We start from the raw sequence: 20,725 nt of genomic DNA, 5'->3' as shown, positions 1-20,725 counted from the left end.
CACCATGAGCACCGCCGTCACCCCGTTCTCCACCCTCGACTGGACAACCAAGCTCGTCAGCTTCGACACCACGAGCCGCGGCTCCAACCTGGCGCTGATCGAAACCGTGCGCGACTACCTGCGCGGCGTCGGCGTCGAATCGCATCTGTCGCACAACGACGATGGCAACAAGGCCAACCTGTTCGCCACGATTCCGGCCGCGGACGGCAGCGTGCAAGGCGGCATCGTGCTGTCGGGCCATACCGATGTGGTCCCGGTGGACGGCCAGAAATGGGACAGCAACCCGTTTGCGCCGGAAGTGCGCGACGGCAAGCTGTACGGGCGCGGCACCTGCGACATGAAGGGCTTCATCGCCTCCTCGCTGGCGCTGGTGCCGTCGTTGCTGCAGGCCCAGCTGCGCGAGCCGGTGCATTTCGCGCTGTCGTATGACGAGGAAGTCGGCTGCGTGGGCGCCCCACGCATGATCGAAGACCTGATCGCCCGCGGCATCAAGCCCGCCGGCTGCATCGTCGGCGAGCCCACCTCCATGCGCCCGATCGTTGCCCACAAGGGCATCAACGCCTACCGCTGCCGCGTGCACGGCCGCGCCGCGCATTCGTCGCTCACGCCGCAGGGTGTGAACGCCATCGAATACGCCGCGCGCATCATCTGCTTCGTACGTGACCTTGCCGATGAATTCCGCGCCAAGGGCCCGTTCGACGACGCGTTTGACGTGCCCTTCACCACGGCATCGACGGGTCTCATCAACGGCGGGATTGCGCTGAACACGATCCCCGCGCTGTGCGAGCTGGTATTCGAATTCCGCAACCTGCCGGGCGTGGATGCGCCGGCCATCCGCGCGCGCGTCGAGCGCTATGTGCGTGAAACCATCGAGCCCGCCATGCAGCGCGAGCACCCGGATGCCCGCATCGAACTCGACGAGATTGCCGCCGCGCCGTCGCTGGATGCCTCGGAGCAAGCGGCCATCACGCAGCTTGTGCGCGTGCTGACCGAAGATAACGACAAGCGCAAGGTCGCCTACGGCACCGAAGCCGGCCTCTTCCAGCGCGCCGGCATTCCGGCCGTGCTGTGCGGTCCGGGCAACATCGAACAGGCGCACAAGGCCAACGAATACGTCGAACTGGCCCAGCTCGACGCCTGCGACCGCTTCCTCGCCAAGGTGGCACGCAGCCTGATGGTCGAAACCGCGTCCGCCTAACGCTTACACAGCAACGCCTCACCTTTTGGTGGGGCGCATGCCGCCCGGGGCGTTCGCTACAATAGCGGGCTTCCCCGGCGCCGAACTGCCGCACCCGCTCCTGTCACTCCATGCCCGTCATTCTGCAAAGCCTGTCGTCGCTGTCGACCGGCGACATTGAATCCATCCGCAGCCTGTTCGGCAGCGCCACCTATGAGATGCGTGCGCCCAACGTCGCGGCCATCGAATGGGTGCACGAACTGCCCAGCGAATTGCGCGTCCAGCTTGATGCCATCTGCGCCAACCTGAAGTTGGACTACGCGTGGATTCCCGACGAATGGACGTTCGGCGATTTCCGTGTGCTGGCGATGGACATGGATTCGACGCTGATCACCATCGAGTGCATCGACGAAATCGCAGATTTCTGCGGGCTCAAGCCGCAAGTAGCCGCCATCACCGAAGCGTCGATGCGCGGCGAGATCAAGGATTTCAACGAGAGCCTGACGCGCCGCGTCGAACTGCTCAAAGGCCTGGATGCAAGCGTGCTGGAGCGGGTCTACGCCGAGCGCCTGCAGCTCTCCCTCGGCGCGGAAAAGATGCTCAGGGCCGTGCAGGCACTGGGCATTCGCACACTGCTGGTGTCGGGCGGCTTTGAATTCTTCACCTCGCGCCTGCAGGAGCGCCTTGGGCTGGATCGCACGCGCGCCAACACGCTGGAAATCGTGGACGGCAAGCTGACCGGCTGCGTACTCGGCGAGATCGTCAACGCGGATGTAAAGGCGCAGACGCTCAAGGCGTTCTGCCAGGAACTGGGCGTGTCGCCGCATAACGCCATCGCCATGGGCGACGGCTCGAACGACCTGAAGATGATGGGCGTGGCGGGCCTGTCGGTCGCGTTCCGCGCCAAGCCCATCGTGCAGGCACAGGCCGACGTGGCGTTCAACGTTGTCGGCCTGGATGGGTTGTTGAATCTGTTTCCGCAGCAATAAGCCGCGATGGCGACACGCCAACCTGCCAGCAGGAAACTCGCACCGATGGTGCGAGAATCGGTAGACGCGCAAGACTACGCTGCGCTGCTGACCGAGATCAGGGCCCGCATTCAGGCTGCGCAATACGCTGCCCTGCGAGCAGTCAACAAAGAACTGGTAGGCCTGTATTGGGACATCGGTCAATTGATCGTGGCACGGCAGCAAACCGAGGGTTGGGGCAAAGCTGTCGTGCAGCACCTCGCCACAGACCTGCAGGCGAGCTTTCCCGGCACGGGCGGCTTTTCCGCATCCAACCTGTGGCGGATGAAGGGTTTCTTCGAAACGTACTGCAACGCGGCAAGACTCGCACCACTGGTGCGAGAAATTGGCTGGAGCCATAACCTGCTCATTCTTGAGCGCTGAAAAGACGCTCAAGAGCGCGAGTTCTACTTGCGCATGACCCGCAAATTCGGCTGGTCGAAAAACGTTCTGGCTCATCAGATCGATAACCAGAGCTACGAAAAATCGCTCCTGGGCCAGACCAATTTCGACAAAGCGCTGACGCCCGCCCTGCGCGCGCAAGCCAAGTTGGCGGTCAGAGATGAATACGCCTTCGATTTTCTCGAACTCGGCGACCGGCACAGTGAGCGGGAGCTGGAGCGTGCACTCATCATCCGCATCGAAGACTTCCTGCGCGCAATGGGCGGCATGTTCGCCTTCCTGGGCAGCCAATACCGGCTTGAGGTCGACGGCGACGAGTATTTCATCGACCTGCTTCTATTCCACCGCCGTTTGCGCTCCCTAGTCGCCATCGAACTGAAAATCGGCAAATTCGAGCCCGAGTTCGTCGGCAAGATGCAGTTCTACCTCGCCGCCCTCGACGATCAGGTTCGCCAGGACGATGAGAACCCGTCCATCGGCATCATTCTGTGCAAGGAAAAGAAGCGCACCATCGTCGAATACGCGCTGCGCGACGCAAGGAAACCGATCGGTGTCGCGACTTACGCCATCACCAAGAGCTTGCCGAAGGAGCTACAAGACCAGTTGCCATCGCCGGAAGCCATTGCGCGCCTGCTTGAAACGCTGTAGTCACGGCCATTGAAAACGGGGTCACGATCAACTCGCACGCCCCGCCATCACCGCCTTCCAAAGTTTGAAAGGTCAAGCCCGCAGGTGCGTCTCCATCGCCTGCTTCAAATCCGCAATCAAATCGCGCGGATCTTCCAGCCCGATATACAGCCGCACAAAACCGCCCGCGTTCTCCCAATCGGCCGGAGGCCAAGCGGTCGCTGTGCGCATCGACGGGATGTTGTACGGCAATGCCAGGCTGTGCGCCCCGCCCCACGAAAAGCCAATCGCAAAGTAGCGCAGGCCTTCGATAAAGGCGTCGATCTGCGCCTGCGAATAGCGCTCATGCAGCACGATCGAGAACAACCCGCTCGCGCCGGTAAAGTCGCGCTTCCAGTTTTCATGGCCCGGACAATCGGGCAGGGCCGGGTGCAGCACGCGCACGACTTCAGGGCGGTCCGCCAGCCATTCGGCCACTTCGCGGGCATGCGCGTCATGGGCGGCCAGGCGCGTCGGCAGGCTCGGCAGGCCACGCAGCACGAAATAGCAGTCGTCCGCCGAAACGCCCCAGCCCATGCGCATCCGCGTGGCCAGCAGCTTGTGGTGCAGCGCTTCGTCGTTCGTGATGGCGGCGCCCATCAGCACATCGCTGCCGCCTGATTGGTACTTGGTCAGCGCCTGCACGGAGATGTCGATGCCGTGCTCGAACGGCTGGTAGTACACGCCGCCGCTCCAGGTGTTGTCGATGGCGGTGATGGCGCCGGCCTTGCGCGCCACCTCGGCGATGGCCGTGCAGTCGGGCACTTCCATCGTGACGGATCCGGGCGCTTCGAGCCACACGAGCTTGGTGTTGTGGCGCATCAGGTCGGCAATGCCGGCGCCGATCATCGGGTCGTAATAGCGCACGGTGATGCCAAACTGGCGCGCCATCCACTCGCCGTGGTCACGGTTCGGACCATAGGCGTTGTCCGGAATCAGCACGTCGTCGCCCGATTTGATCAGCGAGAAGTACACCAGCGAAATCGCCGCCAGCCCTGAAGGGAGCAGCAGCGTGTGCGAGCCGCCCTCGATCTGCGCCAGTGCCTGGCACAGTGTGTCGGAAGTGGGTGTGGCATGCAGCCCATAGCGCCAGTGCACCACGCTGCCGCTGCCGAAGGCGCGCATGTCGGCGAGATTCTTGAACACCACCGTCGACGCACGATGCGTCGCATGGGAGAACGCCGTGAAGCCCGGCGGGATATGCAGGTCCGGATGCACAACCTGGGTTGCGGGAAACATCGGCGGGAGCTTGGTGTCGTCGGTCACGTGGTTTCCTGTTTGATGGCGTATGAGCGATTTGGGGCGGCTTACCAATGCGCGCTTGATCGTGTTGGATTGCCGCGGGGTGGCGCGATCTGACCCGGCCCGGCCGGAACCAGCGGCGTCATTGGCGTGGCTGGCGTCGCCGCATTGCTGTTGGCTGCGGCATCGTACGGCGGAATCACGACCACCGCGACAGGCCGCAGCACAAACGGCAGCGTATGGCCGTCGTGGGCGACGTCCGTCCACGTGCCCCGCACGACGCCGTGACCGTCGATGGCGCCCTCCCACGTGCCGGTGACGTGCGTACCGTCATCGGACTCTTCCATGAGAAAGCCGCCGTTTTCGTATTCACCGGTCACCAGACGCACGCCCGCCGCATTGCCCGGGACGTATTCGCCGTGGACGCTGTCAATTTCACCGGCCTTGCGGCCAAGACGCATGCGGATCGGCATGTCGCCGATCACGCCGGTATAGACGGGATATTTTGCGTAGTCGGGCTGGGGTTGCAGCACACGGAGCGGCGGGGTCTGCGCCGAGAATCCGTTGTCGCCCTTCCTGGCCTGAGCGCGACGCTTGTCGCCATCGGCAATGGCGCGGTTCAGGCCCAGGTCGCCGGGCTGCACGTTCGTGCTGCCGGTCGACACGTCGTAGCCGTTGTCGGCAGCCGGCGTCTGCGCAGACACCGGCGCCACGCCTGCGGCCAGTACCAGCGCAAACAGCGCGCCGGTTGGCCGAATCAGACGTTCAATCGAGAAAATGCGTTCAGATGCGTTCGAACACCGCCGCAATGCCCTGTCCTCCACCAATACACATGGTCACCAGCGCGTAGCGACCGCCGATGCGCTGCAGCTCGTGCAGCGCCTTGACCGTGATAAGCGCACCCGTTGCGCCGATCGGGTGGCCGAGCGAGATGCCCGAGCCGTTCGGGTTGACCTTGGCCGGGTCCAGACCGAGTTCCTTCGTCACGGCGCAGGCCTGGGCGGCAAACGCCTCGTTGGCTTCGATCACATCCAGATCGTTGACCGACAGGCCTGCGCGCTCCAGCGCCTTGCGCGTCGCCGGCACCGGGCCGATGCCCATGATCTTCGGATCCACCCCCGCATGGCCGTAAGACACCAGCCGGGCCAGCGGCTTGAGGCCACGCTTTTCGGCCACCGAACGCTCCATCAGCACCAGCGCCGCGCCTGCATCGTTGAGGCCTGAAGCGTTGCCTGCCGTGACCGTACCGTTTTCTTTCGTGAAAACCGGCTTGAGCTTGGTCATGTCGTCGATGGTTGCATCGTGGCGGACATGCTCATCGGTATCGAACTGGATATCGCCCTTGCGCGACTTGATCGTCACCGGAACGATCTGATCCTTGAAGTAGCCGGCCTGGATGGCGCGCGATGCGCGCTGATGCGATTCCAGCGCGGTCTGGTCTTGCTGCTCGCGACTAATGCCGAATTCGCGGGCGACGTTTTCTGCGGTGACGCCCATGTGGATCGTGTGGAACGGGTCGTGCAGCGCGCCGAGCATCATGTCGACCATCTTAGCGTCGCCCATGCGCGAACCCCAGCGGGCAGCAGGCGCCAGGTACGGCGCACGGCTCATGCTCTCCGCACCGCCGGCAATGGCGACATCGGCGTCGCCCAACAGCACGGTTTGCGCGGCGCTCACCACGGCCTGCAGGCCCGAGCCGCACAGGCGGTTCACGTTGAATGCAGGCGTTTCGGCCGACACCCCGCCGTTCACGGCGGCCACGCGCGAGAGATACATGTCGCGCGGCTCGGTGTTGATCACGTGGCCAAACACCACGTGGCCGACTTCCTCGCCCTTCACGCCTGCGCGGGCCAGCGCCTCGCGCACAACGAGCGCGCCCAGTTCGCACGGCGCCACATCCTTCAGGCTGCCGCCAAACGTCCCGATTGCGGTACGAACGCCGCTGACCACCACCACTTCACGTGCCATTGCTGTCTCCTGAGCCATCGAAATTGGATGGCGGCCAGTATAAACGCACGACCGTTCGCAAAATTTAGGTACGACTACCTAAGCGGGTCAGACCTCGCCCCACAGGTCGTGGCCATCCGCGCCGGTAATCTTGACCGACACGAAATCGCCCGCCTTGTAGCGCTTGTAAGGCTTCGACGGCGGAGCGATATAGACCAGGCCGTCAATCTCGGGCGCGTCAGCCGACGAACGGCCAATGCCGCCGTCCTGGTTCACCTCATCCACGAGCACACGCAGCGATTTGCCCACCTTGCGCTGCAGACGGCGTGCAGACACGCGCTCGGCGACTTCCATGAAGCGCGCGCGGCGCTCCTCGCGCACCTCGTCGGGCAATGCGCCCGGCAGGTCGTTGGCGGTGGCGCCCTCGACCGGCGAATAGGCGAAGCAGCCCACGCGGTCCAGCTCGGCTTCGGCGATGAAGTCGAGCAGCGTCTGGAACTCTTCTTCCGTTTCACCGGGGAAACCGGCGATGAAGGTGCTGCGGATGGTCAGCTCGGGGCACACCTCGCGCCAGGCGCGGATGCGGTCCAGCGTCTTCTCGGCGTTGGCTGGGCGCTTCATGCGCTTGAGCACGTCGGGGTGGGCGTGCTGCAACGGCACATCCAGATACGGAAGGACCTTCCCTTCAGCCATCAGCGGCATCACCTCATCCACGCTCGGATACGGGTAGACGTAATGCAGGCGCACCCAGGCGCCGTACTGCGACGCCAGCTCACCCAGCGCGCCGACCAGCTCGGTCATGCGCGTCTTCAGCGGGCGGCCGTTCCAGAAGCCCATGCGGAATTTGACATCGACGCCGTAGGCGCTGGTGTCCTGCGAGATGACGAGCAGCTCCTTGACGCCGGCCTTCAGCAGGTTTTCCGCTTCCAGCATCACTTCGGCCACCGGGCGCGAGACAAGGTCACCGCGCATCGACGGGATGATGCAGAAGCTGCAACGGTGGTTGCAGCCTTCCGAAATTTTCAGATACGCGTAGTGCTTGGGCGTGAGCTTGATGCCCTGCGGCGGTACCAGATCGATGAACGGGTCATGCGGCTTGGGCAGGTGCGTGTGCACCGCTTCCATCACCTCGCCCAGCGCATGGGGGCCCGTCACAGCCAGCACCTTCGGGTGCACGCTGGTGATGATGTCCTGGCCCACGGCGTCCTTCTTGGCGCCCAGGCAACCGGTCACGATCACCTTGCCGTTCTCGGCCAGCGCCTCGCCAATTGCATCCAGGCTTTCCTGCACGGCCTCGTCGATGAAGCCGCAGGTGTTGACAACCACCAGGTCCGCCCCGCCGTACGTGCCGGAGATCTCATACCCCTCCGCGCGCAGTTGGGTGATGATCTGCTCGGAATCGACCAAGGCCTTGGGACAACCGAGACTGACGAACCCCACCTTGGGGCTCTGGGTACTGACGTCGGACATGGGAACAACCTGATGTGGGAGAGGATTTGCGCTGCGCACGTGGGGTGTGCCGCGCGGTTGCGTATTTTAACCGTTCGCCGCGTTTGGGCGACCAAGCCGAAGCTGCATCTGTTCAATCACGCGCTCGATTTCCAGCGCGTCCTGCAGCCTGCGAATGGCATCGTGCAGCTCTGCGGCCTGCGGCCACGTCCGCTTCAGATAGCTCAGCCACAGTTTGACGCGGCCATGCTCGTGCTTGGCCGAGATGCGCGCATGCAGTTTCTTCAGGTAATCGGCGAGATAGCCGAGCACGATCGGCCATTCCGCCGCGGACGGCGCCTCGTCCATCTGCCCGCGGATACGCTGCGCCAGGAATGGGTCGGACACGGCGCCACGGCCGATCATCACGTCACTACAGCCACTGACGGCGCGGCAGCGCTCCCAGTCGGCCACAGTCCAGACTTCGCCGTTGGCGGTGACGGGAATGCTCACGGCGTCGGCGATGCGCGCGATCCAATCCCAATGCGCAGGCGGACGGTAGCCATGGTCACGCGTGCGGGCATGCACGACGAGCGATTCCGCACCGCCTTCCGCCAGCGCCGTCGCACAGTCAATCGCGCGGGACGTATCGGAAACGCCCAGCCGCATCTTCGCCGTCACCGAGATATTGGCCGGCACCGCGGCCCGCACGGCATGGACGATGTCGTACAGCACTTCCGGCGTGGCGAGCAGCATGGCGCCGCCGCCGTGGCGGTTCACGACCTTGGCGGGGCACCCGAAGTTGAGGTCGATGCCATGCGGCGTGAGGGTTGCCGCGTATGCCGCATTGCGGGCCAGCCATTCCGGATCGCTGCCGAGGAGCTGGATGGTCATCGGCGTGCCGCTGGCCGTATAGCCGCCGTTGCGAATCTCAGGCGTCTCACGTTCGTAGGTTCGCGCGGGAAGCAACGAGCCCGTCACGCGGACGAACTCCGAGACGCATCCGTCGTAGCCGCCAGCTTGCGTCAGCACGTCGCGCATGACGTAATCGGCAACGCCCTCCATCGGGGCGAGCAAAAGCCGGCTCATGGCAAAACGGAAGACAGCCAGCACGCAGGCCAGGGGCGGACATCAAACATGGGGAAACCGGTGCGGGATCGTGATCGTCGGAGAGGCGTACACCTCACCTGAAGGACCGGTATTTTACCTTGCCGCCCTCTCCGGCGTGCGCCCAACAAAAAAGGCGAACCGCCAAGCGATTCGCCTTGTTTTCCCAGCCCGCCGAACTTACTTCTTCTCGGGCGGCTGGTTGAACGGAAACGTCCCGAACATGTTCTTGGCCTGGCTCTGCATCTGCTCCTGCATCTGCACGAACAGGTTTTTGCTCTGCTCGATGTAGTTGCTCATCATGCCCTGCATCATTGGCCCCTGCATGTTCATGAACTGCGACCACATGTCGGGGTTGAAGGTGTTGCCGCTGTACAGATCCTTCGAGTTCTCGGCCAGCTTGCTCTGGATGTCGACAAACGCCTGGATATTCTTCTCCAGATACGTGCCCATCATGCCCTGCATGGCGTTGCCGTAGAAACGGATGATCTGCGCGAGCATCGCGCCCGAGAACATCGGTACGCCGCCGGTTTCCTCTTCCAGGATGATCTGCAGCAGGATGCTGCGGGTCAGGTCTTCACCGGATTTCGCATCGACGACGCGAAACTCTTCGGTTTCCATGACGAGCTGCTTGACGTCTGCCAGCGTGATGTACGTGCTGGTCTGGGTATCGTAGAGTCGGCGGTTGGGATATTTCTTGATCAGCCGTTCGGTGCCCTTCTTGCTGGTGGCCATCGTGCCTTTCCGTGTTGGCGATGCTGCTGCGGTGCAGTCGATGCAGTGCGAAATGACTGCACCGAGCGATGCAGCAAAATACGCGGTTGCCCGGCTGTTCCGATCTGCGCGCGACTGCTGGATTCAAGAGCAGCGCAGATGCATCCGGTTATGATCGGACGCCCCGTGTCTCCCTGCGGAGCGCCTCCGTGGTTGGATTCTATGCGGATCGCCCTGCAAAGAAAAGGCGACCTCCCCCGGTAAAAACCCGCAGCATTTTGATGCGATTCACGCACTCGAACAGCCGTCCAGAGCGGACGCGAGATGCCTGCTGCAATGCAATCGAGCATCGCAGCATGCAAGCGACTCAGGGGAATAAATGCTGCGCCCATGCTGCAGCATTGCCGCAGCATGGGCGTGGAGCGTCAGCCCATGTGCAGGCCGCCGTTGAGGGAGAAGTCCGCGCCGGTGGAGAAGCCGGACTCTTCAGATGCAAGCCATGCGCAGATCGAGGCGATCTCGGTCGGTTCGCCCAAGCGCTTGACCGGGATCGTGCCGATGATCTTGTCGAGCACATCCTGACGAATCGCTTTCACCATGTCGGTCGCGATATAGCCCGGCGACACCGTGTTGACCGTCACGCCCTTGGTCGCGACTTCCTGCGCCAGCGCCATCGTGAAGCCATGCAAGCCAGCCTTGGCGGTCGAGTAGTTGGTCTGGCCAAACTGCCCCTTCTGGCCGTTCACCGACGAGATGTTGATGATTCGGCCCCAGCCGCGATCCGCCATGCCGTCGATGACTTGCTTCGTCACGTTGAACAGCGACGTCAGGTTGGTATCGATCACTGCATCCCAGTCGGCGCGGGTCATCTTGCGGAACACCACGTCGCGCGTGATACCGGCGTTGTTGATCAGGACATCGACCTCGCCCACTTCCGCCTTGACCTTGTCGAACGCGGCCTTCGTCGACTCCCAATCGCCGACGTTGCCTTCGGACGGCACGAAATCGAAACCGAGCGCCTTCTGTTGTTCCAGCCACTTCGCCTTGCGCGGCGAGTTCGGGCCGCAGCCTGCGACAACGGTGAAGCCGTCGCGCGCCAAGCGCTGGCAAATCGCCGTTCCGATACCGCCCATGCCACCGGTGACGTATGCGATGCGTTTGGTCATGTCCACTCCTAGTCCTTGTTGTTAGAACCGCCCGGCCTCTTGCCGGGCAGCAGATGCTCAGGTGTCTCCGATTGGCGCGTGCGGCATTCGTTCCGCCTCACGCCAATCTCACTGCAAAAAACTTACGGGCGCTCAACGGCCAGCGCCACGCCCATGCCGCCGCCGATGCACAGCGAAGCCAGGCCCTTCTTCGCATCGCGCTTCTGCATTTCGTGCAGCAGCGTGACCAGGATGCGGCAGCCCGACGCGCCGATCGGGTGACCGATCGCAATCGCCCCGCCGTTGACGTTGATCTTCGACGTATCCCAGCCCATCTGCTGATGCACTGCCAGTGCCTGGGCCGCAAACGCTTCGTTGATCTCCATCAGGTCGAGGTCGCCCACCGACCAGCCGGCGCGCGACAGGCAGCGTTTGGATGCCGGCACCGGCCCCATGCCCATGACCTTCGGGTCCAGGCCAGCGCTGGCGTAAGCACGGATCGTGGCCAGCGGCGTCAGGCCCAGTTCCTTGGCCTTGGCGGCGGACATCACGACGACAGCGGCGGCGCCATCGTTCAGGCCCGAGGCGTTGGCCGCCGTCACGGTGCCGGCCTTGTCGAAAGCGGGCTTCAGGCCAGCCATCGATTCGAGCGTGGCGCCATGGCGAACGAACTCGTCCTGCGCGAAGGCAATCGGATCGCCCTTGCGCTGCGGAATCAGGATCGGAACGATTTCATCGTTGAAGCGGCCCGACTTTTGCGCAGCTTCGGCCTTGTTCTGCGACGCGACGGCGAACTCGTCCTGCGCTTCGCGCGTGATGCCGTATTCCTTGGCGACGTTTTCCGCCGTGATGCCCATGTGGTACTGGTTGTAGACGTCCCACAGCCCATCCACAATCATCGAATCGATCAGCTTGGCATCGCCCATGCGGAAACCGTCGCGCGAGCCCGGCAGGACGTGCGGCGCGGCGGACATGTTTTCCTGACCACCAGCCACGACGATCTCGGCGTCGCCCGCAATGATGGCGTTGGCGGCCAGCATCACGGCCTTCAGGCCGGAGCCGCACACCTTGTTGATGGTCAGGCCCGGCACCATGTTCGGCAGCCCAGCCTTGATGACGGCCTGGCGCGCCGGGTTCTGACCCGAGCCTGCCGTCAGCACCTGGCCCATGATGACTTCGCTCACCTGGTCCGGCGCCACCTTGGCGCGCGCCAGCGCTTCGCGGATAACGGCCGCGCCAAGCTCAGGCGCAGCGATCTTCGCCAACGAGCCACCAAACTTGCCCACGGCGGTGCGTACCGCCGATACGATCACAACATCGGTCATTTGCTTACCTTCCACTGTCGAAAGAGAGGGTCGTTGGACACCGTCGGCGGCCGAAGCCGCGACGGCAACGGGGGTTCATGCGCGCGATCTTACGCTTTCTGTTTGACGTAGCGGCCGGGCGCCGGCTCGATGGCCGGGTAGTCCGCATTGCCGTAGCCCTTGGGTGCAGCTTTCTGCGCACCGGCGTGGGATGCGAGCCAAGTTGACCAATCCGGCCACCAGCTGCCCGGATGCTCCTTCGCACCCTCGAACCACGCATCGGCGGAGTCAGGCAGCTTGGCGTTGATCCAGTGCGAACGCTTGTTGGCGGCAGGCGGGTTGATCACGCCTGCGATATGGCCCGAAGCGCCCAACACGAAGCGCCGCTTGCCCTTGAGCAGCGGCACCGAACCATAAGCTGACTTCCACGGGACGATGTGGTCTTCACGCGAACCGTAGATGTAGACCGGCGCCTCAATCTTGCCGAGGTCTACCGGCGTGCCGTTCACCTTCAGCTTGCCCGGCGTCTTGAGGTCGTTCTGGAGATACGTATGGCGCAGGTACCAGCAGTACCACGGGCCCGGCAGATTGGTGGAATCGCCATTCCAGTACAGCAGGTCGAACGGCGCGGGCGTCTTGCCTTTCAGATAGTTCTCGACAACGTAGTTCCAGACGAGATCGTTCGGGCGCAGGAACGAAAACGTGTTTGCCAGTTCCACGCCACGGAGCAGGCCCGGGCCGGTCGGCGCATTCGGGCCGATCGTCTGCTCTCGCATTTCCACCTGGGCCTGATCGACGAAGACGTCGAGAATGCCGGTGTCCGTAAAGTCGAGCAGCGTGGTCAGCAGCGTCAGGCTTGCGGCCGGATGCTGGCCGCGCTCCGCCAGCACGGCCAACGCCGTCGAGAGGATCGTTCCGCCCACGCAAAAGCCGAGCACGTTGATCTGATCCTGCGCGGAGATCTCGCGCGCGACACGAATGGCCTCGATCGCGCCGCCTTCGATGTAGTCATCCCACGTGCGGGACGCCATGCTCGCATCTGGATTGCGCCACGACACCAGGAACACGGTATTGCCCTGCTCCACGGCATAGCGCACGAGCGAATTGGCCGGCTGCAGATCGAGGATGTAGTACTTATTGATGCAAGGCGGCACGAGCAACAGCGGGCGCGCGTGCACCTTGGTCGTCAGCGGCTTGTATTGGATGAGCTGGAAATAGTCGTTCTCGAAGACGACGGCGCCCTCGCTGTTGGCGACGTTGCGCCCGATCTCGAACGCCGTCTCGTCCGTCTGCGAGATCTTGCCGCGCTCCATGTCCTGCAGCATGTTCAGGATGCCGGTGCGCAGGGATTCGCCGCGCGATTCAATCAGCTGCTTTTGCGCTTCCGGGTTGGTCGCCAGGAAGTTGGACGGCGACATGGCGGCCGTCCATTGCGACACAGCAAAACGCACGCGCTCGCGGGTCTTGGCATCGGCCTGCACGGCGTCGGCCATTTCCATCAACGTACGGGCATTGAGCACGTAGAACGCGGCGGCATAGCCATAGAGCGGGCTCTTGCGCCACGCCTCGTTCGAGAAACGACGATCAGATGGCGCCACGGCCTCGGCGCTTTCGCCGGTGCTCATGTGGCGCCAGATCTGGAGCCATTCCTCGAGATATTTCTGCTGGATTTCGGCCAGCCGGTCGGGCGGAATCAGCGCGAAAGGCGCCGCGCCATCGCCCGTCGCCGCGCCGTTGAATTGACCAAGGCCCGGCGCCGCCGTGCCGGGTTGCGCGAAGCCACCCGCAAAGGCTTGCCATTGCTTGAACTGTTCGGCCCACTGCGTAGGGTCCGACAAGCCCTGCCAGGGAGCTTGAGTGTGGGCGCTAGATGCTTTGGATGATGTCGATTGACGCGATGCCATAGTGCCCTCGATCCGACGATATGCGTCGCTCCGGTTGGAACGGCGGCGCAACTCGTAGTATTGCGGGGCATTGTTGCCTTGCCGTTTCAAGGCTGTCAATCGGAGTTACCTGAGGATCGCCTGGAAACGCCGGCCCCGCGCGGGTTTTGCCGCATTCGACGAAAGCGGAGCCGACCGAATGGCTAAGCGCGGTGCCGGGGCTCTGGTCCAATCTGCGTAATTTCATGCGAGACTGCCACATTGCGCAAACGCCGGGCACCGCTGTCTCCCATGTATATCGTCGCCATCGCCTGGCTCTACGTCGTGCTGATGATGTCCTTGACTGAGCAATCTTGGATTGCCGGCATCGGCACATTTGTCTTCTACGGCGTTGCGCCGCTATCACTCTTCCTGTGGATTGTCGGCACCCCGGCACGCAGGCGGCGCCGGAAAGCCCGCGAAGCCGCCCAGCACAACGCAGATGCGAGCCCCACACTGAGCAACGACACGGGCGACGGCACCGCCTGAACGGTCACTCGGCGCGCCAGATCAGCGTGGCCATGCGGCCCGTGGTGCGCTCGCGGCGGTACGAATAGAAGCGCTCAGCGTCCGTCATCGTGCACAGGCCACCGCCGTACACGTCGGTACAGCCCACGCGTGCCAGCCGCAGTCGGGCCAGCGCATACAGATCGGCGAAGAACTTGCCGGTGGAGGCGCCTTCCACGAACGCCGCCTCGGTGGCGGGCAATTCGTCGGGCTGCGCAGCGTCGATAAATGCCTGACGCACCTCCGCCCCCACTTCGAAACACGATGGCCCGATGGCCGGCCCGAGCCACGCCAGCCACGTCGGATCGGCTTCCTGGCCGCTGGCGCGCAACCGCTGCATCATGGCTTCCAGCGTGCGTTCGATCACCCCGCCGCATAGACCGCGCCAACCCGCATGCGCCGCACCGACGGTGACGCCTCGGGCGTCGCTCAGCAAGACCGGCAGGCAATCGGCCGTCATGACCACGCAGACACGATCCCGCCACGACGCCACCGCCGCGTCCGCAACCACCGGCGCGGATGTACCGACGAGTTGATCAAGATCGGCCACGCCGGTGCCGTGCACCTGCTCCATCCACGTCGGCTCGGCAGGTAGCGCCGCACGGAGGATGCGGCGGTTCTGATCGACGGCGTCGGGGGCGTCACCCACGTGCTGGCCGAGGTTCAGGCCGCCGGGCAGGCCGCCAGCTAATCCGTAAGGCCCCGTGCTGACGCCCCCCAGCCGCGTCGTGGCAAGCGCCTTGACATGCGGATGCGCGGGCCAGTCGGGAACGATCCAATCAGTTGATGTCGGCATCGGGATCCATGTCGAGGGCTTCCAGCAGATCGGCGAAGTCGTCCGGCACGCCGGCTTCCCAATGCACGGATTTGCCCGTGGCGGGATGCACCAACCCCAGGCGTACCGCGTGCAGCGCCTGCCGCGCAAAAGGCACCGGCAGCGGCGCCTTGATCGTCTGCGGCTGGCCACGCCGGAAGTTGCGCGTATAGACCGGATCGCCCAGCAACGGATGCCCCTCCGACTCAAAGTGCACACGGATCTGGTGTGTCCGGCCGGTCTCAAGCTGGCAGCGCACCAGCGACACCTGGGCGCGCCCGAGGTCGACCACGTCCAGCGTCTTGAAATGCGTCCGCGCCGGCTTGCCGCTCGCCGTTTCGATGATGGCCATGCGCGTGCGGTCGCGCGGGTCCCGGCCGATCGGGGCATCGATCGTGGCTTCTTCAGGCGTTTCGCCCCACACCAGCGCGAGATAAGTCCGCTTGACGGTACGTGCCTGCAATTGGCGCACGAGGTCGGTCTGCGCAGGCAGCGTGCGGGCGACCACCATCAGGCCGGAAGTGTCTTTATCGAGGCGGTGGACGATGCCGGCACGCGGCAACTCTACGGCGTCCGGATAGCGGTGCAGCAGGCCGTTGAGCACCGTGCCGCTCCAGTTGCCCGCGGCGGGATGCACCACCAGCCCGGCAGGCTTGTTGATGACGAGCAGCGTGTCATCTTCGTACACCACATCCAGGTCGATGGGCTCGGCGACGAAGGCGTTTTCGTCGGCCGCTCGTTGCGGCACGACTTCGATGCGGTCACCGCCGGAGATGGCCGCACGCGGGCGCACCACCTCACCGCGCAGGCGCACCGCACCGGCATCAATCCATTGCTGAAGGCGGCTGCGCGAATAGTCGGGCAGCAGCTTGGCAAGCGCCTTGTCCAGGCGTTCGCCATGCATGGCTTCGGGGATCTCCACGATGATCGGTTCGGCAGCCGGAGCCGCACCGGCGGCAGGCAAATCGAGCGCCTCATCGTCGAGGGCGTCTTCCGTCTCCGGCGCAGTGAGGGAAACGTCAGCCAGTGCGTCGTCTGACACAGGGCTTGGGCTATAATGCTTGATGCGATTTTTCATTCAGAAAAGGTGCCCATGTCGGTCACGAGCGTAAAGCAGGCGCGTATTGTTAGTCGAGTCGGCAATCGAATCCGCGCGCAAATCGGAGCAGTGTTGGTGGCAGGCGTGGCATGCCTGGCTATCTCGGCCTGCGGCATCCTGCCGGAACAGCAAGACGAAACGGCTGGCTGGTCAGCCAACAAATTATATTCGGAAGCGAAGGACTCGCTCGACGGCGGCGACTACGCCAAGGCGGTCAAGTACTACGAAAAGCTCGAAAGCCGCTATCCGTTCGGCCAGTACGCTCAACAAGCCCAGATCGAAACCGCCTACGCCAACTACAAGGATGGCGAGACGGCTGCCGCATTGGCCGCGGTGGATCGCTTCATCCAGTTGCACCCGAATCACCCCAGCGTCGATTACGCCTACTACCTCAAGGGCCTGATCAACTTCAACGACAACCTGGGCTGGCTCGGCCGCTTCTCGAACCAGGACTTGAGCGAGCGCGACCCGAAGGCCGCACGCGCAGCCTACGACGCGTTCAAGACGCTGATCACGCGTTTCCCGAACAGCAAGTACACGCCGGACGCCACCCAGCGCATGCAGTACATCGTCAACGCGATGGCTGAGCATGAAGTGGGCGCCGCGCGCTACTACTATCGCCGCGGCGCCTACCTGGCTGCCGTCAACCGCGCGCAGGACGCCATCAAGGATTACGATCGCGCCCCGGCAGTGGAAGAAGCGCTGTACATCATGATGAAGTCGTATGAAGCGCTGGGCATGAAAGACATGCGCGACGACACCGAACGCATCATCAAGCAGAACTACCCGAAGAGCGATTTCCTCGCCTACGGCCAGCGCAAGAAAGACAAGCCCTGGTACCAATGGTGGTAAGCAAGGCTTGAACAGCACAGCAAAAAGCCCGGTCGATTGGCCGGGCTTTTTGTTTGTGCATGCAGATCAGTCTTCAGACCCGCCGGCAGACGCCTCTTCCGAATCTGGCCGCAGCGAACGCAGAAAATCGGCAGCCGTCTCGGCCTCGCGCGTACGCTTGAACGGCGGCAGGCTCTGCCAGATCTGGCGACCGTAGTTCTTCTCAACGAGCCGCGGGTCGCAGATCATCAGCACACCGCGATCGGTCTCCGAGCGAATCAACCGCCCTGCGCCCTGCTTGAGCGTGATGACTGCATGCGGCAATTGGTGCACGGCAAACGGGCTCAGCCCCTTCTTTTCAAGCGCCTCCATGCGGGCGCTCAGCACCGGATCATCAGGCGGGGCAAACGGCAATTTGTCGATCACGACCAGCGAGAGCGCTTCGCCGCGTACATCCACGCCCTCCCAGAAGCTCTGGCTGCCGATCAACACGGCGTTGCCCAGCGCCCGGAAGCGGTCCAGCAATTCCGTACGGCTGGCCTGTCCCTGCACGAGCAGCGGGAAATCCCAACCGCGTTGGGCGAATTCATCGGCCAACCGCTCGGCGGCGCGATTCACGGCGCGCAGCGTCGTGCATAGCAGGAACGTCTTGCCACCCGCCGCTTCAATCAGCGGCAAGGTGGCGTCGAGCACCGCATCGGTAAAGCGCGGATCGCTCGGCTGCGGCAGATCACGCGGCACATACAGCAAGCCTTGCGATGCGTAGTCGAACGGGCTGTCGAGCGTCATGGAGCGATCACGGTCCAGGCCCAACTGCGCAGCGTAGTGTGTGAAGTTGCCGCGCACCGAAAGCGTCGCGGACGTGAAGACCCACGCGCGCGGCTGGCCGGCACGCTGGCGCGAAAAGATTGGCGCGATCGACAACGGCGTCAGGTGCAACTGCACGGAATTGGCGAATACCTCGACCCACCGCACACGGTCGTCAACGGGGGCCGCGCTCTCGCTGTCCGCGCCTGCGTCATCCCCTTCCTTCTTTGGTGCCTTGGGCGGTTTGGGATCGGCCCACGCTTCAAGCTTCTCGCACAGCGCCACCGCCCGGCGATGGCATTGCTCGATGGTCTCGGCGCGTTCGGCCTGGGCTTCCAGCGCGCCGGTAAAGTCGGAAAGCGCCTGTTCCAGCTTCGGCAGGACCTCGTAGAACGGCGTGGCAAGGGCCGCATCGTTGTCGATTTGCTTGATCGACAGGCGGGAGCCGTCCTGGCGGAAAACGAGGCGCAAATCACGCGCGGCACGCTCCAGCGGCGCGGCAATCGCGACCCAATCCACCGCATCCCGTGCGTGCGAAAGGCCTTCTGCCACGCTGTCGCGCGCGAGTTCGAGAATCTGGTTCGTCGAGATGGTCTCGCCAAAGAACAACGTGGCGGTTTCTGGCAGCTGGTGCGCTTCGTCGAAGATGATCGTGTTGGCAGCAGGCAGCAACTCCGCCATGCCGGTGTCCTTCAACATCACGTCCGCGAAGAACAGGTGATGGTTCACCACGACCACGTCGGCCTGCTGCGCCTCCTTGCGGGCGCGCATGACGAAGCAGTCTTTGTAGTACGCGCAGTCCGACCCCAGGCAGTTATCGCGCGTGGACGTAACCAGATTCCACACCGGCGCGTTCTCGGGGACGCTGGCAAGTTCCGCCTTGTCGCCCGTTTTCGTGGTCTTCAGAAACAGATTGATCTGGCGCAGCCATGCGGCGTCTTGCCGCGAAGAGAGACGCCCGTTCTGCGACGTGCGCTCGACGTGGTAATGACAGACGTAATTGGCGCGCCCCTTGAGCAGCGCCACCGACACCGGTGCATTCAGCGCCTTGCGCACCGTGGGGATGTCGCGGAGAAAAAGCTGATCCTGCAGGTTCTTCGTCCCGGTGGAGACGATCACCTTGCCGCCCCACAGCATCGCAGGAACAAGGTAGGCGTACGTTTTGCCCGTGCCCGTACCGGCCTCGACGATGATCGAATCGGCGGCTTCGATGGCGTTGGCGACGGCCTGCGCCATCGTCAGCTGCGCACTGCGGGGCCGGTAACCATCGATACCTTTGGCCAGCGTGCCGTCGTCGGCGAACAGCGTCGCCAGTTCGGCATGATGGGCATCGGCAGGTACCGAAGCGGCGGGAGCCGAAGCGTCGCCGGCATCGGCGTCGGAGTCAGCCGACGGCTCGGCCAGCGGGGAAAGCGAAGTCAACGCGGAATCCGTGGGATCAAATGACGGAGGCCGCACGTGATTGCGGCCTCTCAGGATGAAAATCGAACCAACTTTGGGCAGGCGCTAGGCCGGCACGTCCGGCTCAAGCTGCAACTGTAGCAGGGTGATGGTGTCCTTGAGTTTCAGGCGACGTTTCTTGAGACGGCGCAGCTGCAACTCGTCGTGATCGGCTGTAGCCGCCAGCCGGTCGATCAGAAAATCGAGATCGCGGTGCTCGATCTGCAACTCAATGATGCGACGCGAGATCGTATTCAGATCGCTGTCCATCGCTTTCCTCCCGGAAACCCGGCCTTGGCTGAAGTTTAGAACCCCAGTGGACTGGTGTTGTTCTGGTTTTGCTCGTTGCGGCGCTTGGCTTGTTCGCGGCGCTCTTCCAGTTCTTTCTGACGCTTGACGGCGTCTTGCTGCTTTTCCTGGAACTGCTTGGCGCTTTCGGCGCGCTTGGCGGCGTTTGCAGCGCCCTGCTCCTGCGCGGCCTTCAGCTTGGCGTCGTAATCCGCCTGCTTCTTGGCCGCAGCTTGGGCATTGGCGGCGCGCTGCGGCGCTTCGGCCTGGCGCTGCGCTTCATTCAGGCGCTGCTGCTCCTGCTTGTTGTCAAAATCGGAGCGATTTTTTTGCTCGGCGGCTTCGCGCTGCGGGCGTTCGGCGTTGTACTGCGCATCGCGGATGGCGCGCTCCTGGTCGCGGCGGGCAGCGCGGTCGGCACGCTCGGCCTCGTCCAGCGCAAGCTCGCGCTCGCGGATGGTGTGCAGTTCCGTGCGGCGCACATCCTTGGCCTTGTCGATGCAGCGCGTGACGAGGAATTTGTCGTAGCAAGCGCGTTCGGCCTCGGCGTACCGGTATTCGGCCCACGCTTTGGCGCTGTTGATGCGATCGTGCTCGGCGCCAAAGTCGGGCGGTGTGGCGGACACTGCGGCAGCCGGCGCAGCGGCGGGCTGGGACTGGCTCCATGCAGGCGTGGCAAGCAGCGCAGCACTGAGCACGGACGCCGGCAGAACCAGCTGGGAGGCGCGGCGCGCAGCAGCGCGGCGACGGGCAGAAAACAGGGGCGTAGGCATAACGCGCATTTTATCACCGCGCCTGTGCGGCAAACGCCGCGCGGCCACGGATTTACGCTCAGGAACAGGGTTCGCGTTGTGGCAAAATGCGCGGCTTTCCATCGC

At 63.7% G+C, this 20,725-nt stretch carries 18 protein-coding genes and 1 pseudogene; 5 read left to right on the top strand and 14 right to left on the bottom strand.

Annotated elements, in window-relative coordinates:
- Nucleotides 1–4 precede the first annotated feature (4 nt).
- The 3 genes and pseudogenes from argE (at nucleotide 5) to N511_RS25650 (ending at nucleotide 3,234) form a co-directional block, all read left to right on the top strand.
- The gene (gene argE, locus N511_RS0122445) at nucleotides 5–1,198 is read left to right on the top strand and encodes an acetylornithine deacetylase (protein ID WP_027681307.1); all 1,194 of its coding nucleotides are present in this window, start codon (nucleotides 5–7) and stop codon (nucleotides 1,196–1,198) included.
- A gap of 110 nt (nucleotides 1,199–1,308) precedes the next feature.
- The gene (gene serB, locus N511_RS0122440; protein WP_027681306.1) at nucleotides 1,309–2,166 is read left to right on the top strand and encodes a phosphoserine phosphatase SerB; all 858 of its coding nucleotides are present in this window, start codon (nucleotides 1,309–1,311) and stop codon (nucleotides 2,164–2,166) included.
- Between the two features lie 6 nt (nucleotides 2,167–2,172).
- Nucleotides 2,173–3,234 (top strand): annotated as a pseudogene (locus N511_RS25650) (PDDEXK nuclease domain-containing protein).
- 72 nt (nucleotides 3,235–3,306) lie between these two features.
- On the opposite strand, the gene N511_RS0122430 reads toward N511_RS25650, so the two are convergent.
- The 9 genes from N511_RS0122430 to phaC all read right to left on the bottom strand — a co-directional run bounded on the left by N511_RS0122430 (nucleotide 3,307) and on the right by phaC (nucleotide 14,043).
- Nucleotides 3,307–4,518 carry a cystathionine beta-lyase gene (locus tag N511_RS0122430; RefSeq protein WP_027681305.1) on the bottom strand — a complete coding sequence of 404 codons (1,212 nt, stop codon included), beginning with the start codon at nucleotides 4,516–4,518 and terminating at the stop codon, nucleotides 3,307–3,309.
- Between the two features lie 41 nt (nucleotides 4,519–4,559).
- The gene (locus N511_RS0122425; protein ID WP_027681304.1) at nucleotides 4,560–5,303 is read right to left on the bottom strand and encodes a hypothetical protein; all 744 of its coding nucleotides are present in this window, start codon (nucleotides 5,301–5,303) and stop codon (nucleotides 4,560–4,562) included.
- A complete protein-coding gene (gene bktB, locus N511_RS0122420; RefSeq protein ID WP_027681303.1) occupies nucleotides 5,278–6,462 on the bottom strand; it encodes a beta-ketothiolase BktB in 1,185 nt (394 codons plus the stop codon). The genes N511_RS0122425 and bktB overlap by 26 nt, the downstream gene beginning before the upstream one ends.
- 87 nt (nucleotides 6,463–6,549) lie before the next feature.
- The gene (gene rimO, locus N511_RS0122415) at nucleotides 6,550–7,911 is read right to left on the bottom strand and encodes a 30S ribosomal protein S12 methylthiotransferase RimO (protein WP_027681302.1); all 1,362 of its coding nucleotides are present in this window, start codon (nucleotides 7,909–7,911) and stop codon (nucleotides 6,550–6,552) included.
- A 66-nt stretch (nucleotides 7,912–7,977) separates the two neighbouring features.
- On the bottom strand, nucleotides 7,978–8,958 hold the full coding sequence (locus tag N511_RS0122410) for a tRNA dihydrouridine synthase (RefSeq protein ID WP_027681301.1): 981 nt from the start codon (nucleotides 8,956–8,958) through the stop codon (nucleotides 7,978–7,980).
- Nucleotides 8,959–9,156: 198 nt separating this feature from the next.
- On the bottom strand, nucleotides 9,157–9,711 hold the full coding sequence (gene phaR / locus N511_RS0122405; protein ID WP_004627096.1) for a polyhydroxyalkanoate synthesis repressor PhaR: 555 nt from the start codon (nucleotides 9,709–9,711) through the stop codon (nucleotides 9,157–9,159).
- A gap of 404 nt (nucleotides 9,712–10,115) precedes the next feature.
- The gene (locus tag N511_RS0122400; protein ID WP_004627097.1) at nucleotides 10,116–10,856 is read right to left on the bottom strand and encodes a 3-ketoacyl-ACP reductase; all 741 of its coding nucleotides are present in this window, start codon (nucleotides 10,854–10,856) and stop codon (nucleotides 10,116–10,118) included.
- A 122-nt stretch (nucleotides 10,857–10,978) separates the two neighbouring features.
- Complete coding sequence (locus tag N511_RS0122395) at nucleotides 10,979–12,160, bottom strand: acetyl-CoA C-acetyltransferase (protein ID WP_009240760.1); 1,182 nt, start codon at nucleotides 12,158–12,160, stop codon at nucleotides 10,979–10,981.
- Nucleotides 12,161–12,249: 89 nt separating this feature from the next.
- A complete protein-coding gene (gene phaC / locus N511_RS0122390) occupies nucleotides 12,250–14,043 on the bottom strand; it encodes a class I poly(R)-hydroxyalkanoic acid synthase (protein ID WP_027681300.1) in 1,794 nt (597 codons plus the stop codon).
- Nucleotides 14,044–14,313: 270 nt separating this feature from the next.
- Between phaC and N511_RS0122385 the strand changes: the two genes are divergently transcribed.
- Nucleotides 14,314–14,550: a hypothetical protein gene (locus N511_RS0122385; RefSeq protein ID WP_027681299.1), complete on the top strand. Its 237-nt coding sequence runs from the start codon at nucleotides 14,314–14,316 to the stop codon at nucleotides 14,548–14,550.
- Between the two features lie 4 nt (nucleotides 14,551–14,554).
- Here the strand turns inward: N511_RS0122385 and pgeF are convergent, their stop codons facing one another.
- Both pgeF and N511_RS0122375 read right to left on the bottom strand, forming a co-directional pair.
- Nucleotides 14,555–15,364: a peptidoglycan editing factor PgeF gene (pgeF, locus tag N511_RS0122380; protein WP_027681298.1), complete on the bottom strand. Its 810-nt coding sequence runs from the start codon at nucleotides 15,362–15,364 to the stop codon at nucleotides 14,555–14,557.
- Nucleotides 15,348–16,460, bottom strand: coding sequence for an RluA family pseudouridine synthase (locus tag N511_RS0122375; protein ID WP_027681297.1), 1,113 nt, complete (start codon nucleotides 16,458–16,460; stop codon nucleotides 15,348–15,350). Before N511_RS0122375 ends, pgeF begins: the two co-directional genes overlap by 17 nt.
- Nucleotides 16,461–16,475: 15 nt before the next feature.
- Here N511_RS0122375 and N511_RS0122370 point away from each other — a divergent pair, with 15 nt between their 5' ends.
- Entirely contained in the window at nucleotides 16,476–17,333 is an 858-nt protein-coding gene (locus N511_RS0122370) for an outer membrane protein assembly factor BamD (RefSeq protein ID WP_027681296.1), read from the top strand.
- Between the two features lie 66 nt (nucleotides 17,334–17,399).
- Here the strand turns inward: N511_RS0122370 and N511_RS0122365 are convergent, their stop codons facing one another.
- The 3 genes from N511_RS0122365 to N511_RS0122355 form a co-directional block, all read right to left on the bottom strand.
- Nucleotides 17,400–19,541 carry an ATP-dependent DNA helicase gene (locus N511_RS0122365; protein ID WP_027681295.1) on the bottom strand — a complete coding sequence of 714 codons (2,142 nt, stop codon included), beginning with the start codon at nucleotides 19,539–19,541 and terminating at the stop codon, nucleotides 17,400–17,402.
- Nucleotides 19,542–19,625: 84 nt separating this feature from the next.
- Entirely contained in the window at nucleotides 19,626–19,829 is a 204-nt protein-coding gene (locus N511_RS0122360) for a DUF465 domain-containing protein (protein WP_027681294.1), read from the bottom strand.
- Nucleotides 19,830–19,864: 35 nt separating this feature from the next.
- On the bottom strand, nucleotides 19,865–20,629 hold the full coding sequence (locus tag N511_RS0122355) for a hypothetical protein (RefSeq protein WP_027681293.1): 765 nt from the start codon (nucleotides 20,627–20,629) through the stop codon (nucleotides 19,865–19,867).
- Between the last annotated feature and the right edge of the window lie 96 nt (nucleotides 20,630–20,725).

Source organism: Ralstonia sp. UNC404CL21Col (assembly GCF_000620465.1).
Lineage (GTDB): Bacteria > Pseudomonadota > Gammaproteobacteria > Burkholderiales > Burkholderiaceae > Ralstonia > Ralstonia flatus.
The sequence above is the reverse complement of the archived record's forward strand: the minus strand, read 5'-3'. Positions and strand labels throughout refer to the sequence as shown.

What these genes read in the sequence shown, in the direction of transcription:
- bktB (WP_027681303.1), bottom strand. Translation starts at nt 6,462, where the DNA reads ATGGCACGTGAAGTGGTGGTGGTCAGCGGCGTTCGTACCGCAATCGGG.
- N511_RS0122410 (WP_027681301.1), bottom strand. Translation starts at nt 8,958, where the DNA reads ATGAGCCGGCTTTTGCTCGCCCCGATGGAGGGCGTTGCCGATTACGTC.
- N511_RS0122375 (WP_027681297.1), bottom strand. Translation starts at nt 16,460, where the DNA reads ATGAAAAATCGCATCAAGCATTATAGCCCAAGCCCTGTGTCAGACGAC.
- N511_RS0122385 (WP_027681299.1), top strand. Translation starts at nt 14,314, where the DNA reads ATGTATATCGTCGCCATCGCCTGGCTCTACGTCGTGCTGATGATGTCC.
- argE (WP_027681307.1), top strand. Translation starts at nt 5, where the DNA reads ATGAGCACCGCCGTCACCCCGTTCTCCACCCTCGACTGGACAACCAAG.
- N511_RS0122355 (WP_027681293.1), bottom strand. Translation starts at nt 20,629, where the DNA reads ATGCGCGTTATGCCTACGCCCCTGTTTTCTGCCCGTCGCCGCGCTGCT.
- phaR (WP_004627096.1), bottom strand. Translation starts at nt 9,711, where the DNA reads ATGGCCACCAGCAAGAAGGGCACCGAACGGCTGATCAAGAAATATCCC.
- N511_RS0122395 (WP_009240760.1), bottom strand. Translation starts at nt 12,160, where the DNA reads ATGACCGATGTTGTGATCGTATCGGCGGTACGCACCGCCGTGGGCAAG.
- rimO (WP_027681302.1), bottom strand. Translation starts at nt 7,911, where the DNA reads ATGTCCGACGTCAGTACCCAGAGCCCCAAGGTGGGGTTCGTCAGTCTC.
- N511_RS0122400 (WP_004627097.1), bottom strand. Translation starts at nt 10,856, where the DNA reads ATGACCAAACGCATCGCATACGTCACCGGTGGCATGGGCGGTATCGGA.
- phaC (WP_027681300.1), bottom strand. Translation starts at nt 14,043, where the DNA reads ATGGCATCGCGTCAATCGACATCATCCAAAGCATCTAGCGCCCACACT.
- N511_RS0122360 (WP_027681294.1), bottom strand. Translation starts at nt 19,829, where the DNA reads ATGGACAGCGATCTGAATACGATCTCGCGTCGCATCATTGAGTTGCAG.
- N511_RS0122370 (WP_027681296.1), top strand. Translation starts at nt 16,476, where the DNA reads ATGTCGGTCACGAGCGTAAAGCAGGCGCGTATTGTTAGTCGAGTCGGC.
- serB (WP_027681306.1), top strand. Translation starts at nt 1,309, where the DNA reads ATGCCCGTCATTCTGCAAAGCCTGTCGTCGCTGTCGACCGGCGACATT.
- pgeF (WP_027681298.1), bottom strand. Translation starts at nt 15,364, where the DNA reads ATGCCGACATCAACTGATTGGATCGTTCCCGACTGGCCCGCGCATCCG.